The organism is Seonamhaeicola algicola, from assembly GCF_007997385.1.
Classification (GTDB): domain Bacteria; phylum Bacteroidota; class Bacteroidia; order Flavobacteriales; family Flavobacteriaceae; genus Seonamhaeicola; species Seonamhaeicola algicola.
In genome coordinates this window covers 175992-192912 of the sequence record NZ_VOSC01000019.1, presented here as the reverse complement: position 1 = coordinate 192912, position 16921 = coordinate 175992, and the positions used below count along the sequence as shown (strand labels likewise).

At 33.4% G+C, this 16921-nt stretch carries 14 protein-coding genes; 2 read left to right on the top strand and 12 right to left on the bottom strand.

Annotated elements, in window-relative coordinates; genetic code table 11:
• Window positions 1-4: 4 nt before the first annotated feature.
• From FUA26_RS06230 to FUA26_RS06175, 12 genes are all read right to left on the bottom strand, one after another.
• Window positions 5-1099 carry an EpsG family protein gene (locus FUA26_RS06230; RefSeq protein WP_147133132.1) on the bottom strand — a complete coding sequence of 365 codons (1095 nt, stop codon included), beginning with the start codon at window positions 1097-1099 and terminating at the stop codon, window positions 5-7.
• A gap of 27 nt (window positions 1100-1126) precedes the next feature.
• A complete protein-coding gene (locus tag FUA26_RS06225; protein WP_246109088.1) occupies window positions 1127-1696 on the bottom strand; it encodes a serine acetyltransferase in 570 nt (189 codons plus the stop codon).
• A 2-nt stretch (window positions 1697-1698) separates the two neighbouring features.
• The gene (locus tag FUA26_RS06220; protein WP_147133129.1) at window positions 1699-2820 is read right to left on the bottom strand and encodes a glycosyltransferase family 4 protein; all 1122 of its coding nucleotides are present in this window, start codon (window positions 2818-2820) and stop codon (window positions 1699-1701) included.
• Window position 2821: 1 nt separating this feature from the next.
• Window positions 2822-3925 carry a glycosyltransferase family 4 protein gene (locus FUA26_RS06215; protein ID WP_147133126.1) on the bottom strand — a complete coding sequence of 368 codons (1104 nt, stop codon included), beginning with the start codon at window positions 3923-3925 and terminating at the stop codon, window positions 2822-2824.
• Complete coding sequence (locus FUA26_RS06210) at window positions 3918-5030, bottom strand: polysaccharide pyruvyl transferase family protein (protein ID WP_147133123.1); 1113 nt, start codon at window positions 5028-5030, stop codon at window positions 3918-3920. The genes FUA26_RS06215 and FUA26_RS06210 overlap by 8 nt, the downstream gene beginning before the upstream one ends.
• Before the next feature lie 8 nt (window positions 5031-5038).
• Window positions 5039-6202, bottom strand: a complete 1164-nt coding sequence (locus FUA26_RS06205) for a glycosyltransferase (RefSeq protein ID WP_186826871.1) — start codon at window positions 6200-6202, stop codon at window positions 5039-5041.
• A 33-nt stretch (window positions 6203-6235) separates the two neighbouring features.
• The gene (locus FUA26_RS06200; protein WP_147133117.1) at window positions 6236-6877 is read right to left on the bottom strand and encodes a CatB-related O-acetyltransferase; all 642 of its coding nucleotides are present in this window, start codon (window positions 6875-6877) and stop codon (window positions 6236-6238) included.
• Window positions 6874-8379, bottom strand: coding sequence for a lipopolysaccharide biosynthesis protein (locus FUA26_RS06195; RefSeq protein WP_147133114.1), 1506 nt, complete (start codon window positions 8377-8379; stop codon window positions 6874-6876). The genes FUA26_RS06200 and FUA26_RS06195 overlap by 4 nt, the downstream gene beginning before the upstream one ends.
• A 12-nt stretch (window positions 8380-8391) precedes the next feature.
• Complete coding sequence (locus FUA26_RS06190) at window positions 8392-9759, bottom strand: nucleotide sugar dehydrogenase (protein WP_147133111.1); 1368 nt, start codon at window positions 9757-9759, stop codon at window positions 8392-8394.
• A 12-nt stretch (window positions 9760-9771) separates the two neighbouring features.
• The gene (locus FUA26_RS06185) at window positions 9772-11151 is read right to left on the bottom strand and encodes a nucleotide sugar dehydrogenase (RefSeq protein ID WP_147133108.1); all 1380 of its coding nucleotides are present in this window, start codon (window positions 11149-11151) and stop codon (window positions 9772-9774) included.
• Between the two features lie 15 nt (window positions 11152-11166).
• Window positions 11167-12150, bottom strand: a complete 984-nt coding sequence (locus FUA26_RS06180; protein ID WP_147133105.1) for an SDR family oxidoreductase — start codon at window positions 12148-12150, stop codon at window positions 11167-11169.
• Window positions 12151-12259: 109 nt separating this feature from the next.
• Window positions 12260-13288 carry an NAD-dependent epimerase gene (locus tag FUA26_RS06175; RefSeq protein ID WP_147133102.1) on the bottom strand — a complete coding sequence of 343 codons (1029 nt, stop codon included), beginning with the start codon at window positions 13286-13288 and terminating at the stop codon, window positions 12260-12262.
• A 530-nt stretch (window positions 13289-13818) separates the two neighbouring features.
• Here FUA26_RS06175 and FUA26_RS06170 point away from each other — a divergent pair.
• Together FUA26_RS06170 and FUA26_RS06165 are read left to right on the top strand one after the other, a co-directional pair.
• The gene (locus tag FUA26_RS06170) at window positions 13819-14952 is read left to right on the top strand and encodes a DegT/DnrJ/EryC1/StrS family aminotransferase (RefSeq protein WP_147133099.1); all 1134 of its coding nucleotides are present in this window, start codon (window positions 13819-13821) and stop codon (window positions 14950-14952) included.
• Window positions 14949-16910 carry a polysaccharide biosynthesis protein gene (locus FUA26_RS06165; protein WP_147133096.1) on the top strand — a complete coding sequence of 654 codons (1962 nt, stop codon included), beginning with the start codon at window positions 14949-14951 and terminating at the stop codon, window positions 16908-16910. The genes FUA26_RS06170 and FUA26_RS06165 overlap by 4 nt, the downstream gene beginning before the upstream one ends.
• Window positions 16911-16921: the final 11 nt, after the last annotated feature.

Sequence of the window (16921 nt, the reverse complement as noted above, 5' to 3'; positions counted from 1 at the left end):
AAGGTTAGCGTTTATCGGCGTAATAAATAAAGAACATTAAAAAGGTAAACATAAAATAAGCTATTAATACTTTGGCTAATGTTAAATGATGGTTTTTAAATAGGCGTGTTTTTAAAAAAGGATAAAAAATAACTATTGCCATCATAAACCAAGAGAGGTAGGCAAAACGGTTGGAAAAGTTGGCCCGTATCACCAAAATCCAAAAGGCATTACAAATTAAATAGGTGTTTAATAGTTGGTTATAAAACCTATCCTTAAACTTCTTTTTGAAAATAAAATACCAGCCTGCAAAAACAGCAAAAGAACTATAAAAAATAAAATCCCAACGGAAACTAGTAGTACCAGTTGTGCTTCCTGCTAAATAGCCAGACAATCGGTCATCAAAACCTAAACTTGCAAATATACCAATCCAAACACTACCCATTACTAAAGAAAGAGGTATGGCTACAAACCAAGCTATTAAATAACTTTTAGGGTTATTATATAAATATGTTAATAAATACGCAATAACAGGTAGCGTTATGGTTTTATGAAACATAATGGCCCAAGCAAAAAGTAAAATCATAAGCCATTTTTTATCTTTATAACATAAGCCCCATAAAAATAAAGAACCAGCAACACCATTTCTAACACCATTTACACCATAGGTATAAAAGGAAAATGACACCAAAAATGCAAAAAAACAATAGTACCAATATTCTTTAAAATACGCTTTACTAACTTTATATAATGGGAAAATATAAAGAAAAGCACAAATAGTAAAAAAAGTATGAGCAGTAGTGAAAGTTGCTAATGATTTCATAAATAATTGCCATCCTAAATCTTTAACTTCTTTGATAGGGGCTCCTTTACTAAAAGCGTCAAAAGCTTTATAATAATTGGCTGTATCACCAAAGCCATAGCGCGATGTAATTTCTCTTTGTCCAATAAATAAAATAAAGAAAACTAAAAGGCTGTAACCTACAGTGTTTATGAAGGCAACGTTTTTTAAATCATGAATACGTAAAATGAGGGCATGAATTAGTGTAAATACTAATAAAAATAAACATAAATATATATATGTTTCATAGTGGTATATAGATGGTATTAAATTAGACATAATTACCTTTTACTACTAAATTAATTATTAAACATCATTAGGCTGGAGTAATATTTTGCCAGGGTTACCAACTACTGTAGCATTATCAGGAACATCTTTAATTACAACAGCCCCAGCACCCACTTTTACATTATTACCTATGGTAATACCTCCAATAACAATAGCGCCTGTAAATATAGAAACATTATTACCAATTATGGGCTTTTTTCCATCAACCTCACCAACGGTCACCAAGTGATTTACATAGAAATTTTCACCAATTGAAACCGCATTCAGAATTGTAGCATAAGGATGTCCTGTAAGTATACCACCTCCTAATTTAGTATTAACATCTATTGTAAAGTTTTGCTCACCTTTACAATATAGTTTTAATATGTGTTTTATGGAATTGTTGATTCTAAAATAGAAAATAGTTCTGAAATCTTTAGAGTGTGCTAAAAAATGTAATAATAGTATAGCCTTTACGCCTTTTATTTTTTTTTCTTCACTCCACCTATTTAAATCTAAGTCAATTAAGTATTTATTACGAGATGTATAGTACATTAATAAATGCGGTAACAAGGTCAATTTGAAAATAGCATATAAAATTTTTCGCATATTTAAATATTAGTTAATTGGTTGAACACACTTTTCCATTTGTGCATTATTTTATCTTCACTATAATTTAATGCATTTAACCTAGCAGCTTTACCAAGTGTTTTTCTTAAATCTGGCTTATCAATCAAATTAATAATAGATTTTGAAAAATCTGTTATATGTTCTTGTAAAATTAAAATACCATTTTTATCATTGATTATATTTTGAGGACCATGAGGACAATTGTAGGAAATTATAGGTAAACCACAAGCTTGTGCTTCTAATAGGACCAGTGGAAAACATTCATTCTTAGAAGTCATTAAAAACATTGAAGCATTTAGCATTTTATCTTTTATTTTATTAGTGGCTCCTTTCAGAATTATATTATTATCTAGCTTATAATTGGAAATTTTATATTGTAAATTATCCAATAAACCTTTATCTCCAGTTCCATATATATGTAATTGCCATTCCTTTTTTTCTTTAGCTACTAAATTCCATATTTCAATTAGTTGATCAAATTGTTTAACGGGTGCAATTCTTCCTGCGGCTATTGCAATTTTTGAGGAATGATTTGATATTGTGTCGGGAAAAAAAGTATTAGGATTAGGTATTACAATTGTATTATTTGACTTGTAATATGTAGCTTCGTCTTTATTTAGAACAATAATTTTATCATATTTTTTATCTATGTAATCTGCAAATTTTAAAAAATATCTTTTTTTCGATTTATTACCTTTTGTTCTATAAGGAATTTCTATTGATTTTGAAAAATGATATTCTTTTATTTTAGGAGTTCCCTTTAATAAAAAAGGAACAAAATAAGTATCAACACTGTGACTACAAACAACTACTATATCAGGTTTAAGTTCTTTTAAATACTTACGTAATCTATATATGTGTTTAGGTATTTTTAAAACATTTAAAGGATTAAAATATGATATTTTTCTATCATAATTAATATTTAAATCTTTAAAATTGATGGCTTCATCAAAGTAATAGCATGGTTTTTTACCTTTTTGTTCTGAAGTAATAATGTTTACTTTGTTCGTTTTGTCTGCAGCAAAGTAGTTAGCCTTTATAGATAAAACTCTTTCTATACCTCCATGTAAGTACACCTGATCTATAATAAATACAATGTTCATACTAAATTTTTAATAGAGTTTTAAATAACACATCCCATTTATTTACAATATTTTCAGCCAAATATTTTTTTGTAGATATTCTGGCTTCTTTTCCAAAAGCTATTCTTAAGTTTTGGTTTTTTATAAGTTCTTTAATCTTTTGACTCAATAATGCACAATCTCCATTTGTTACCAAAAATCCGTTAATATTGTTCTCAATTATATCACTAGGTCCATATGGGCAGTCAAATGACACACAAGGGACACCATAAGCCATAGCCTCTGTTAATACCATACCAAATCCTTCATATCTTGAAGACATTACATAGATTGAAGCTTGTTCATATTTCTCAGCAATATTTTTTACTGGATTGTGAAAAGTTACAGTTTTAGAGATATTAAGTTCATTAGCTAATATTTCTAAATTTTGATTTTTGTTTATGGTTCCATAAATATTTAAGCGCCAATCAGGATATTCATCTTGAATAGCTTTCCATGAATGTAATAGTCGATCATAACCTTTTTGAAAACTTTGTTTGCCAACAGCTAATACATTTTTATTTTTAAGAGTGCTTACTTTATTAGGGTAAAAAGATAAAGGATTAGGGATTACTTTTATATTTTTTATATTCCATTCATTTTTGTTTCCATTAGTTAATACTACAAATGTATCGTATTGTTTAGCACCAATATCCATAAGTTTAAATTTTATAGTTTTTATAAGCTTTTGGAATATATTTGGGTTATTTTTTTGTAGTTCTGCATTTTTTGATACATGACGTTCATATATCATTTTACAGGGCTTTCCAATTATAAAAGGTAATAGTAACCCTTTTAAACCATCATCACAAACTAAAATAATTTGCGGGTTTATTTTTTTTATAAGATTTTTTAGACCTTTTCTGTATTCATTGAAGTATTTAATATAATTACCCTGAGCTGAGATATTATGAAATGTAATTTTACTGCTAAAGTTGTAAAAAAGGTCTTGAGAGTATTGATTTAATGTAGCTATATTTACATTATAATTATATTCATCAGCTAATAAACTTGCTTTAATAGAAAGTACACGCTCTAAACCACCAGGGCCGTTAATACCATTGGTAATGTATAACAAGTTAGTCATTTTTTAAAGCCGTTGTTAAAAATTCCTTTGAAGACGTAATTAATTTATTTAATTTATTTTCACTATTACTGTAATTAATGCTATTTATTTGATGAACATCAATCATCTTTTCGTCTGTCATTAATAAATCCAATAAGTCTATCGAATTCAACATATCCCTCATGCGGGTATTAATTTTATATAATCTGTTAAAAACTACAAAATCTTTCTTAAAAATAATAGAGAAAGCAACAGCATGAAAAGAATTAGATATTACAAAGCTGGCATTATAAACTAGATTCAAAAAGATATCAGGTCCTTCTAAATGGAAGTTATTATCGGCATAATTAATATTTGAATTGACTGTGATAATATCCCAATTATGGTCATTTTTTAGTTTGTTAGCCATTTTTTTTATGAGAGGATTAGAGTCAAAATCATAGACAAAGATATAAGGCTTTACGTGTTTATATTCAGCCATAAGTTTTAACCAGTTATCATGATTTAATAAAAAAACAGGGTCTAAAACTTGTTTGGCACTTTTAATGTTTAGCTCTTCTAATATTTTTAAACCAGAAGATTCTCTAACTGAAATAGCATTTAATCTAGATACCTTTTCTTTTACAAACGGTTTTATTGAATCCTCCAATTGATCAATGGCAAAACTAGCAGCATATGATATTTTAAGCTTGTTGTCAGGCACAAAATCAAGGTAAAAAGATGGATCTTTTCCGTTTTCAAAAAATGAATTCCAAATTTGATCACTCCCGCAAATGTAGGCATCTGCCTCAGGTATATCAGATTTTAACTCATCATTATTTTTATATAACTTTTGTGTTGACTTTATATATTTTTTAGAAAAAGCATCAAAATTTCTTTTCCTTCCAAGCATTTTATAGCGTTCAGGAAATTTAATAATAAGATAAATGGCTTTTAAGAATATGTTTTTTTCGAAGCGTGGGTTTGATATACGCCAAAAATTAAAATGATTACTTAAATAGTGGGGTTTATAATGAATAGTTTCTGAGTCATGCCCTAAAGATTCCAAATATTTTAATAAGGCATATTCCTGGAGACTAGCTCCATGATTATAAACTTCGTGACAGGTAATAGTTTTGATTTTCATTCGTCCAATTAATTTTTTAGAAGTAACTCATTAACTTTAGCTAAAGATAGCACCTTATCGTTATTTTTTTGTTTTGATAAGTTTTCTGTAAATTTATTTACAAGCTTAGGGCTTGTAATATATTCTTCAATTGAATTTGCTATGGCATCTGCATTCATGTCACAAATTAATCCAGTTCTTCCATGCTCAATTATTTTACTTGCTGTAGGAAAATTAGTTGTAACAATAGGTTTTTGTAAAATTGAAGCTTCTATTAAAGTAAGCCCTAAGCCTTCAAAAAAAGATGTTTGAGTATATATATTACATGATTTTATATAAGGGTATGGGTTTTCTTTATAACCCAATAGAATAAAATATTTAGATATATCTAACTTGTTTATAAGGTGTTCTAATTCTTTTCTTTTTGGACCTTCACCAATTACATACCATTTTATATTATATTTTTTTTGTCTTAATATATGGCAAGCTTGAATTGCTAAATCTAAACCTTTCGCATCTGCTAGTCTACCAACTGTTAAAATTATTTTGTTGTTTTCTTTATCTGTAAATGGGTATTCTACTTCTTTACTTAATTGATGAATTAAACGGTCATCAACGATATCTTTTATAACTAACGTAGAAATTGTTTGTTGTTTGTTTAGCGATTTTAATAAAGAGTGTCTATTCTCTTCAGACACACACACAACATCATCAAAATTTTTATAAAACTTATAATCAAAATTAATATTATAGTTAGCTTTAATATAATCTGTATTAAGCCATGCAATTTTTTTTCTAGCTTTTATTTTCTCTGACACAAAATAGGTAGCAAATCCTTGATTATAAGCAATTGCAACATCATATAAAGTATTAATTTTACTAAAGTTATTGTTTTTGGATTTCCAAAAAACTTGCGCAGGGTGGTACTTGTTTTTTTTATTTAACTTATTTAGTTTAGTGAGTGCTCTAAATTTTACTGTTTTTAGTATTTGCTTAATGAAGTTTGTTTTATTAATTGTTATTGTTTTTACAGTTACTTCATCAGGGATAAATTTCTGGAATTCACCGTTTGTAAGGAGTAAATATAAACTGACGTTGTATTTGGTGTAATCTAAATTTTGAAGTAATGTAACTAAACTTTTTTCAGCACCACCACAATGTAAAGACTCTATAACAAAAGCTATTTTTTTCAATTTTAAAATTCAGTTTTTTATTTATACTTATTTTTATTTGTACTTACTTATAAACTCTTTTACATTGGTAGAGTAAAAACTACCTATGTTGTCTTTAATTTTAGCTTTATCCCAATTCCACCAAGCAATTTTGTTTAAATTAGATATAGTTTCATCATCATATTTAATTTTAGTTGTTTTAGCAGGAACTCCTGCAACAACATGATAATCAGGTATGTTTTTAGTTACTACAGCGTTAGCTGCAATGGTTACGCCATTGCCTATGGTAACACCAGGCATAATGAAAGCTCCCATGCCAATCCAAACATCATTGCCTATGGTAATACCTTCTTTTTGTTTTATATTGTTTATAATATTATTGGCTAAACCCTCTGATTTGAGAGTAATCTCATCTTTGAATAAATTATTTACCAAAGGAAAGTTGGTAATAGGTGATGCTTTATGATAACCTTCATCTACAATAAAGCGTACATTATTTGCAATACTACAGTAATTACCAATTTTTAAAGGGGCTTTTGTCCAACGAAATACCAAGGCGCCATTGTTATAGGTACCTGTTCCCATGGTAGTATATTTATCTCTTTTTAAAAATACATAGTCATGTATACTTAGTGTGTGATTATAATCAACACCTAAAAGTCTCCATAAGTAATTTCGAATATGAGCTATTATCATTTTCTTTTAAAGGCTTTATTAAAGATATTTTGAAATAATTTTTTTTCGTAATTATTTATTCCAATTTTATAGATAACAACAGAAAAAATAAGAATATATAATGAACATTTTATTATAAAATTAAACCAGCTGTTACCAGGTATAAAATTTAGTATATAACCTAAAATCATTACTATTATAAAAGAAACTAAGGTCTTTCTGAATAGCTCTTTAAAGAATTTAAAGATATTAAGATTTAAAACTTTATGATAAAATATATTCATAACATTCTGAGCTACAAGCCATCCAATTGAAGTCCCAATAATCATACCTATTCCCTTATAATCTAGTGCTGCATAATATCCAATAGTTGTTCCTATAATCATGAACAATAAGTAAGTAAGTGATTTAAAAGCAACTTTATTTTGAGCTTCTATTAATGGCCCTGTAAAACCTTGAACTAGGGGAATTGTGTATACAAACATTATTAATAAAGCAATAACCCAAGATTGATAATAATTTTCTCCTACCCATAAATAGATAAATTGTTTTCCATATAAAGTAAACCCTCCAAGAATAAATAAAAGTACAATTAGTGAAACTCTACCAACTTTTATCATCATTGATGTTAATTCTTCGGAACTAGCTTTATTGATGGTCATTTGAGTAGCACGAGGTAGCAATACTCCTGTTATAGCAGAAGAGAATGCGCCGTAATAACTCCCTAGCATAACTCCGATAGCATAAACAGCAAGAACCTCAGGAGGGCTGATTTTACCAAGAACTATATGACCTGCTTTCCATTGAAATTGAGAAACCATACCATAAACAAAAATCCATATAGAATAATTAAAAATTACTTTTATGTAATTTTTATTTAACTCAATAAGTTTGAAGCGTACATTTAATTTAAAATGAATGTAATAAAATGTTAATAGAATTATTAGAAAGTTAAATATTGTATCTATAATTACAAGAGCTATTGCTTTTCCTCCAGAAAGTAACACTAATACAACTACTAAACATCTTAAAACATACCTAATTATATCTAATGTTTTTGGAAAAACAAATGATTCATAACCAAAACAAATAGCTTTGAAACTTCCACCTGGTATACCTACGGCAAGATTAATTATTAAAAGTATGAATATAGTTTTCGCAACTTTAATTTCGTTATTATCCATTTCTGAGAAATAGGTCTCTAAATGATTGTAAAACAAAAAACCTAATATCAGAATAACTACAGAAATAACTAAATAAATCAGCATTACTGTAGCTAAAAAATTTTCTTCTTTCTGTCTGTTTTTTTCAGCCTTATATTTAGCTACGAATCTAATAATAGTGTTGTTTAAACCAAGATCTAGTAAAGATATAGTTCCAACTAAAGCCCCAATAGCTGTGTATACTCCATATTCTGCTTGCCCTAAAGATTTCAGTATAAAAGGAGTCAGTAATAGACCAACTACATTCGTCAAAATGATAGTTGTGTAATTTAAAACAACTCCTTTTTTAATTTGACTCATGCTATAGCGGTGTTATAACCTTCCGGTAGTTTGTGTGGGGTCTAACACGCCTTTAACATCATATAACACGCCCTTGGGTGTTAACAAGCTGTGTAGGTGCAGGTTTAAATAGTCCTGATGCGCTACGGTGAGTACAATGGCATCGTATGTGGGGTGTTCTTCGGCAGGCTCAGGATGACTTTCGGTAGGCTCATTTTGCGCTTCGACAAGCTCAGCGTGACTATTGGCAGGTTTAGCGTGACCCAGTGTTTGTGTGGTTGTTAAACCGTATTCATGCATGACCTCCTCAGGGTTTGCCCACGGATCGTATATGGTGATGTTAGTACCATAGCTTTGTAATTGTGTGATAACATCTACGGCTTTGGTGTTACGTACATCGGGGCAATTTTCTTTAAAGGTAATGCCCAATACCAATATGTTGGCGTTTTTAATGGTAATATCGTTTTTAATCATCAATTTAATAACCTCAGAGGCTACATAATGCCCCATACCATCATTAACGCGGCGGCCTGCTAATATAATTTCGGGGTGGTAGCCTACTTCTTGAGCTTTTTGTGCTAAGTAATACGGATCTACCCCTATACAGTGGCCTCCTACCAAACCGGGTTTAAAAGGTAAAAAATTCCATTTAGTACCGGCGGCTTCTAATACCGCATGGGTATCAATGCCCATAAGGTTAAAAATTTTAGCCAACTCATTCACAAAGGCTATATTAATATCGCGTTGCGAGTTTTCAATCACTTTAGCTGCTTCAGCTACTTTAATAGTAGGTGCTAAATGGGTACCGGCCGTAATAACGCTGGCATATAAGGCATCTACTTGTTTGCCAATGGCAGGCGTAGAACCTGCGGTTACTTTTAATATTTTTTCAACGGTATGTTCTTTATCACCAGGGTTGATACGCTCTGGTGAGTAGCCTACGTAAAAATCGGTATTGAAGCTAAGGCCGCTAACCTGTTCTAAAATAGGCACACATTCATCTTCTGTAACCCCCGGGTATACCGTAGATTCATAAATAACCACATCGCCTTTTTTTAAGACCTTGCCCACGGTTTCACTGGATTTGTATAAGGGTGTTAAATCGGGGCGGTTATTTTTATCAATAGGCGTAGGGACGGTTACGATGTAATAATTACAGTGTTTTATAGCATCTAACTGTGTGGTACAGTATAAGCCGTTGTTGGTATTGGCTTCGGGTTTAATAACGGCTTGTAATACGCTGTTTTCAACCTCTAAAGTACTATCAACCCCTTGCATAAGTTCTGCAACGCGGGCCTCATTAATATCAAAGCCAACAACAGGGTATTTGGTGGCAAATAAACGGGCTAGGGGCAAGCCCACATAACCCAAACCTATAATAGCAATATGTGGTGTATTCATGGTATGTATGTATTATTGGCCAATGGCATGGTATTCAAAACCAATGGCTTCCATAGTGTGTTTATCTAATATATTACGGCCATCAAAAATAAAGGCCGGTTTTTGCATGGTGCTGTAAACAGCTTCCCAATCTAAGGTTTTAAAGGCATCCCACTCCGTCATAATTGCAATGGCATGGGCGTCTTTAACAGCATCGTAGGCATTGGTATATACGGCTACGTTGTTTTGGTTTTCAGCCTCGGTACGGGTGTTTAGGTAATTGAGGTCGGTATATACTTTTTCTGCAGGCACTTTAGGATCATGTACCGCTATGTGCGCCTGTTCGTTTAATAAATGATCGGTTACGTAAATGGCTGCAGACTCTCGGGTGTCATTGGTGTCTTTTTTAAACGCCCACCCCAGTACGGCAATTTTTTTACCCGATACGGTATTGTATAAGGTTTTTATAAGCCTATCGGCGAACCGGCGTTTTTGATGATCGTTCATAATAATAACCTGTTCCCAATAATTGGCTACTTCATGTAGGTTGTAGGAACGGGCAATATATACCAGGTTTAAAATATCTTTTTGAAAGCATGAGCCCCCAAAACCTACAGAGGCTTTTAAGAATTTAGGGCCTATGCGCGAATCAGTCCCGATGGCTTTGGCTACTTCATCTACATTAGCACCTGTAAGCTCACACAGCTCTGATATGGCGTTGATAGAGGATACGCGTTGCGCTAAAAAGGCATTGGCCGTAAGTTTTGATAACTCTGACGACCATAGGTTGGTTTTTAAGATGCGTGCTTGGGGCACCCAACTTGCATACACGGTGGCTAAACTGTTAATAGCCGCCTCGTTTTCGCCCCCTATAAGGACACGATCGGGCTGTAATAAATCATCAACCGCCGTCCCTTCGGCTAAAAACTCAGGGTTTGATAAAATATGGAAATTAATACCATTGCCTGTATTGTGTAAAATACTTTTAATAGCCTCGGCGGTACGTACCGGTAAGGTTGATTTTTCTACCACTATTTTATCGGTAGTAGCAACTTTAGCAATATTACGAGCACACAATTCAATGTATTTTAAATCGGCCGCTTGCCCTTTGCCTTTACCATAGGTTTTAGTAGGGGTGTTTACGGAGATAAAAATCATATCGGCCGCATCAATAGCTTGGTCTATGTCTGTTGAAAAAAACAGGTTTTTTCCACGGGTAGCGCCTACAATAGCGGCCAACCCTGGTTCATATACTGGTAGTTTGGTAAGGTCGGCATCATTCCATGCGGCAATACGGGCAGCATTAATATCTACAATGGTTACCTTTATGTGTGGGTTTTTTTGCGCAATAACGGCCATGGTAGGGCCTCCTACATAGCCAGCGCCAATACAACAAATGTTTTTAATAGTCATGTAATTATGGTAATATTATAAATGATCCCAATACCAACGTACGGCGGCTTTTAAGCCTTGGCTTACGCTGTATTCTGGATTATAATTAAGTAGTGTTTTTGCTTTTTCTATAGATGCTAACGAGTGCGGAATATCGCCGGCTCTGTTATCACGATGTTTAATAGGTACATCGGCTATTTTTGGATCAAACTCCGATAAATAGTTTTTTAATAGTGTTGTGAGCTCTAAGAGCGTTGTGCGTTCGCCATAGGCGACGTTATACACTTGGTTTAGTGCCGCTTGATTAGACGTAGTAATGGCCTTTAGGTTCATTTGCACCACATTATCAATATACGTGAAATCACGTGAGTAGCTACCATCGCCATTAATATACGGCGATTCATGTTTTACCAATAGCTGCACAAATTTAGGGATTACCGCGGCATAGGCCCCGTTAGGGTCTTGACGTTTACCAAATACATTAAAATAGCGTAACCCTATAGTATCTAGTCCATAGGTTTTATGAAAAATATCGGCATATAATTCATTGACATATTTAGTAATGGCGTAAGGTGAAAGCGGTTTGCCAATGGTGTCTTCTACTTTAGGTAAGGCTTCATGGTCACCGTAGGTAGAGGAGCTGGCGGCATATACAAAGCGTGTTACCTTGGCATCTCTAGCCGCAATAAGCATGTTTAAAAAGCCTGAAATATTCACATCATTGGTGGTAGCCGGATCATTAATAGAGCGAGGTACAGAGCCTAAAGCAGCCTGGTGCAACACAAAATCAACGTCCTTACAGGCGGTGTGGCAGTGGTTGATGTCTCTAATATCACCTTCAATGAGGGTGAAATTAGCATGGTTTAGAAACGGCGCGATATTGGCGCGTTTGCCTGTGGCAAAATTGTCTAAACAAACGGTTTTAATATTGTTGTGTAATAAGGTTTCAATAAGATTTGAGCCTATAAAGCCGGCGCCTCCAGTAACGAGTACAGTTTTGCCTTGTAGTGCTTGTAACATGCAATTTGGGTTTTTTTAATAGCTGCGGCAAATATGTGAAAAAATATTAAACCAGCATACTTATTATGTTAATTATACATTTTTTCCGACGAAATCCCTGTGTTAACATTTAGGTAACATTGTAATACGTTTTATACCAATTAATGAACGCTTTAACGCCATTGCTAATAGGTGTTTGGGGTTTGTAATTGTAATCGCGCATTAAATCTGTAACATCTGCCCAGGTTTGTGCGACATCACCCGGTTGCATAGGGAGCATGTGCTTTTGAGCTGTTGTACCTAAATGTGTTTCAATAGCTTCAATAAAATCTAAAAGTTTTACGGCGTTGTTATTACCTATATTATACACTTTATACAGTTGATTGGTAGTGGTTCTGGGGGTGGTGTCTTTTTCAATAATACGTACAACACCTGCAACAATATCATCTATATAGGTGAAATCGCGTGCCATCTGGCCATTATTAAACACCTTTATGGGTTGCCCTTTTACAATGGCATCTGTAAATAAAAACATGGCCATATCGGGTCTGCCCCAAGGGCCGTAAACGGTAAAAAAGCGTAATCCTGTGGTAGGAAACTTAAATAAATGGCTATAGGTATGCGCCATAAGTTCGTTACTTTTTTTACTAGCGGCATATAAACTGATGGGGGTATCTACCTGATGGTTGGTAGCAAAAGGTATTTGGGTGTTAAGCCCATATACACTAGAGCTGCTGGCGTATACTAAGTGTTTGATGTGGTGATGGCGGCAACACTCTAAAATATTTAAAAAACCTACAATATTAGCATCAATATAGGTTTCAGGGTTTTCAATGCTATAACGTACGCCTGCTTGTGCGGCTAAATTGCATACCACATCAAAATTTTCGGAAGCAAAAAGCTTAGGGAGCGCCTCCCGATCTTCCAAATGCATTTTAACAAAGCTAAAGTGCGGGTAAGTTCGGCTGCTGGTGTGTTTTAAAAATACCGCAGCATCGTCTTTAGAAATACCAAGTTGCTGTAGGCGTGCGTATTTTAATTGCACATCATAATAATCATTGATATTATCTAAACCAACAACGTGGTGTCCTTGTTCTAAAAGGCGGTTACATACGTGAAAGCCTATAAAACCCGCAGCACCTGTAACGAGTATTTTCATAGTGATAGAAGTATTGAGAGTTCAAAGATGCTAAATTGTATTGAGTTATGCTTGCAAAAGCCTAAAAAATAACAATTGTAGTATATTACCTAGTATTATTTAGGCGTTTGTGTGGTGCTTAGCCCATGGTACTATCGACCATCCGCTAAAGAATACCTATCTAACACATGCCTTGATGTATTTAACCGAAATTAATATAGCTTTTGGCGAAATAAGTAAAAACCCTGTTTTGCACATAAAAACTATTACTAAATTTACACCCGGAAACAAACAAGATTGAATTGATTAATAGCAAGTTGATTTAATTGTTTAATACAGTACTTAAAAGTTCTTTTAGATTGAAAAGTCTCTCTAGGTTTATGTTTCATGCTGCAAGCGCGAAGACTTTTTAGGTATTATTAACAGTTATAGATATAAAGATTTGATATTAATTTATTTATGATTAAGAGGGAACATATTACAAGCTTTTATTTTTTACTACCTAGTGAACAGTTGGGTTTACATGTTTTATCTTACAAAAATATATGTAGATGCTAACCAAAACCAGAATTTATTTATCATCACCTCACATGGGCGGCACTGAGCGCCAGTATGTGAATGAGGCTTTTGATACGAATTGGATTGCGCCATTAGGACCTAATGTGAATGGTTTTGAGGATGCTATTAAAGGCTACTTAGGCAACACCAAGCATGTAGCGGCTTTAAGTGCAGGTACCGCAGCTATCCATTTAGCATTACAATTATTAGACGTTGGTGCAGGTGACGAGGTACTATGCCAGAGTTTTACCTTTTCAGCCTCTGCAAACCCTATAGTATACCAAGGGGCTACGCCTATTTTTATTGATAGTGAAGCTGATACTTGGAACATGTGTCCTGCCTTGTTGGAAGCAGCTATAAAAGACCGTTTAGCTCATAATAAAAAACCAAAAGCCATTATAGCGGTGCATTTATATGGTATGCCATACAACGCAGACGCTATTAATGCGGTTGCTAAAGCCTACGATATTCCTGTAATTGAAGATAGTGCTGAAGCTTTAGGTAGTACCTACAAGGGGCAGCCTTGTGGTACCTTGGCCGATATGGGTATATTGTCATTTAACGGTAATAAAATAATAACCACATCGGGTGGCGGTGCTTTAATAACCAATACACAGGCTATGAAAGATAAGGCGGTGTTTTTAGCCACACAAGCCCGCGATGATGCACCACACTACCAGCATTCTGCTATTGGGTATAATTACCGTATGAGTAATGTGGTTGCTGGCATTGGTAGAGGCCAAATGGAAGTTTTAGACGACCGTGTAGCGGCCAGACGCCACAACTATGATGTTTACAAACACCAGTTATCACATTTAGAAAACATAACGTTTTTAGAGGAACCTGCTGGGTTTTTCTCAAACCGTTGGTTAACGTGTATTAAAACCGATAGTTTTGAAACACGCGAAGCCATACGTTTGGCTTTATTGGCAGACGATATAGAATCGAGACCTTTATGGAAACCTATGCACACCCAACCAGTATTTAAAGATTGTGTGCATTATACCAACGGTGTATCTGAAGACCTTTTTGAAAAAGGCCTTTGTTTACCTAGTGGTTCTAATTTAACCCCGAATGATTTAGAACGTATATTACATATTATATTGAAAACCCCTAATTTATCATGATACAAAACTACCTATTTAAGTTATCACAACGCTATGCCTCAAAATGGCTGGTGTTTTTAATTGATTTATCAATTGTATTAGCTACCTTATTTGTAGCGTACGTTATACGCTTTAATTTTACACTAAACTTTGATACGAATCAATTTTTTGTACAATTACCATTTTTAGCCTTTGTAGCTGGTGTGAGCTTTTTAATAGTAGGCTCACATAAAAGTGTGATTAGACATACCGGTTTTACCGATGTGGTTAATGTGTTTAAATCTGTAACACTTATAGCGGCCATTTGTGGTATAAGTGTATTGGTTAATAGAGCGTTTGGTTTGTTACCTAAGTTTACCATTCCTTTAACCATTATTGTGATTCATGCGTTATTAAGCTTTGTAGCATTGGCTGGCAGTAGGTTAGCGTTTAAGTTAATTTACAATACGTTAAAATGTAAGTTTAAAACATCTAAAAATATATTAATTTATGGGGCAGGCGATTCGGGTATTGTTACTTATAACGCCTTATTAAGTGGTACAGATAAAAAGTTTAACATTATTAATTTTATTGATGATGATGCCAAAAAACGTGGTAAATTAATTAATGGTATTAGTATAGTACCTTCAAAAAATGTAGATACCCGTTTTATTAAGAAGCATGCTATTGATGAAATTATTGTAGCGGCGCAAACTATTGAACCCAGACGTATTATACGTTTAGTGGATAGTTTAACCGCTTTAGATGTAGAGGTTAAAAAAGTACCACCAATTGAAAAGTGGATTGATGGCGAGTTTAGTGCCAACCAAATTAAGCAATTCCAGATAGAAGATTTATTAGGGCGTAAACCTATTGAGATAGAAAACCCTAATTTATTAAATGAGTTTAAAGGGGAAACGGTTATTGTAACGGGTGCTGCAGGATCTATTGGTAGTGAGTTGGTTAATCAAATTTCAAACTTTGATGTTAAGCATTTAATTTTAGTAGATCAGGCAGAATCTGCGCTATACGATGTAGAACAAGGTTTAAAACGTGCTGGGAAACATAATTTTACAGCCATAGTAGCCGATATTAGAGATGGGTTACGTATGGATGCTATTTTTCAGTATTACAACCCTACTATGGTGTTTCATGCGGCGGCTTACAAGCATGTGCCTTTAATGGAAAAATCGCCTTATGAGGCTATCAAAATTAATGTGAATGGTACGAAGCTTTTAGCAGATACAGCATCGCGCTATAATGTTAAAAAGTTCGTTTTTGTATCTACTGATAAAGCGGTAAATCCTACCAGCGTTATGGGAGCTACGAAGCGTATGGCTGAAATGTATATTAGCTGTTTACAAAAAGAAAGTAAAACGAAGTTTATTACCACACGTTTTGGTAATGTTTTAGGTTCTAACGGTTCTGTCATTCCATTATTTAAAAAGCAAATTGAACAAGGCGGGCCTTTAACATTAACTCATAAAGATATTACGCGTTATTTTATGACGATACCAGAAGCGTCACAGTTAGTGTTAGAAGCAGGTACTATGGGTAAAGGTGGCGAAATATTTATTTTTGATATGGGTGAGTCTGTTAAAATATTTGACCTAGCCAAAAACATGATAAAACTATCAGGCTTACATTATCCTGATGATATTGATATTAAAATTACGGGCCTAAGACCTGGTGAGAAATTATACGAAGAATTATTAGCGAATGGTGAAAACACGTTATCAACTTACCATAAGAAAATAATGATTAGTAAAACCAGAGATTTAGACTATGCCCAGGTAAAAGCGCAAATAGAGGAGCTGTGTATTACCAATCGTTTCCAAAACAATAATATTGTTTTAAAAATGAAGGAACTTATACCAGAGTATAAATCAAATAACTCAGATTATGAGCGTTTTGATAAGCGTGTGCAAATATACAAGAAAGCTAAAAGTTTAGCGCAAACGCAGGATACCAAAGCAAACAAAACCTCAAAGAGCCTTTAATAACTGGTTTA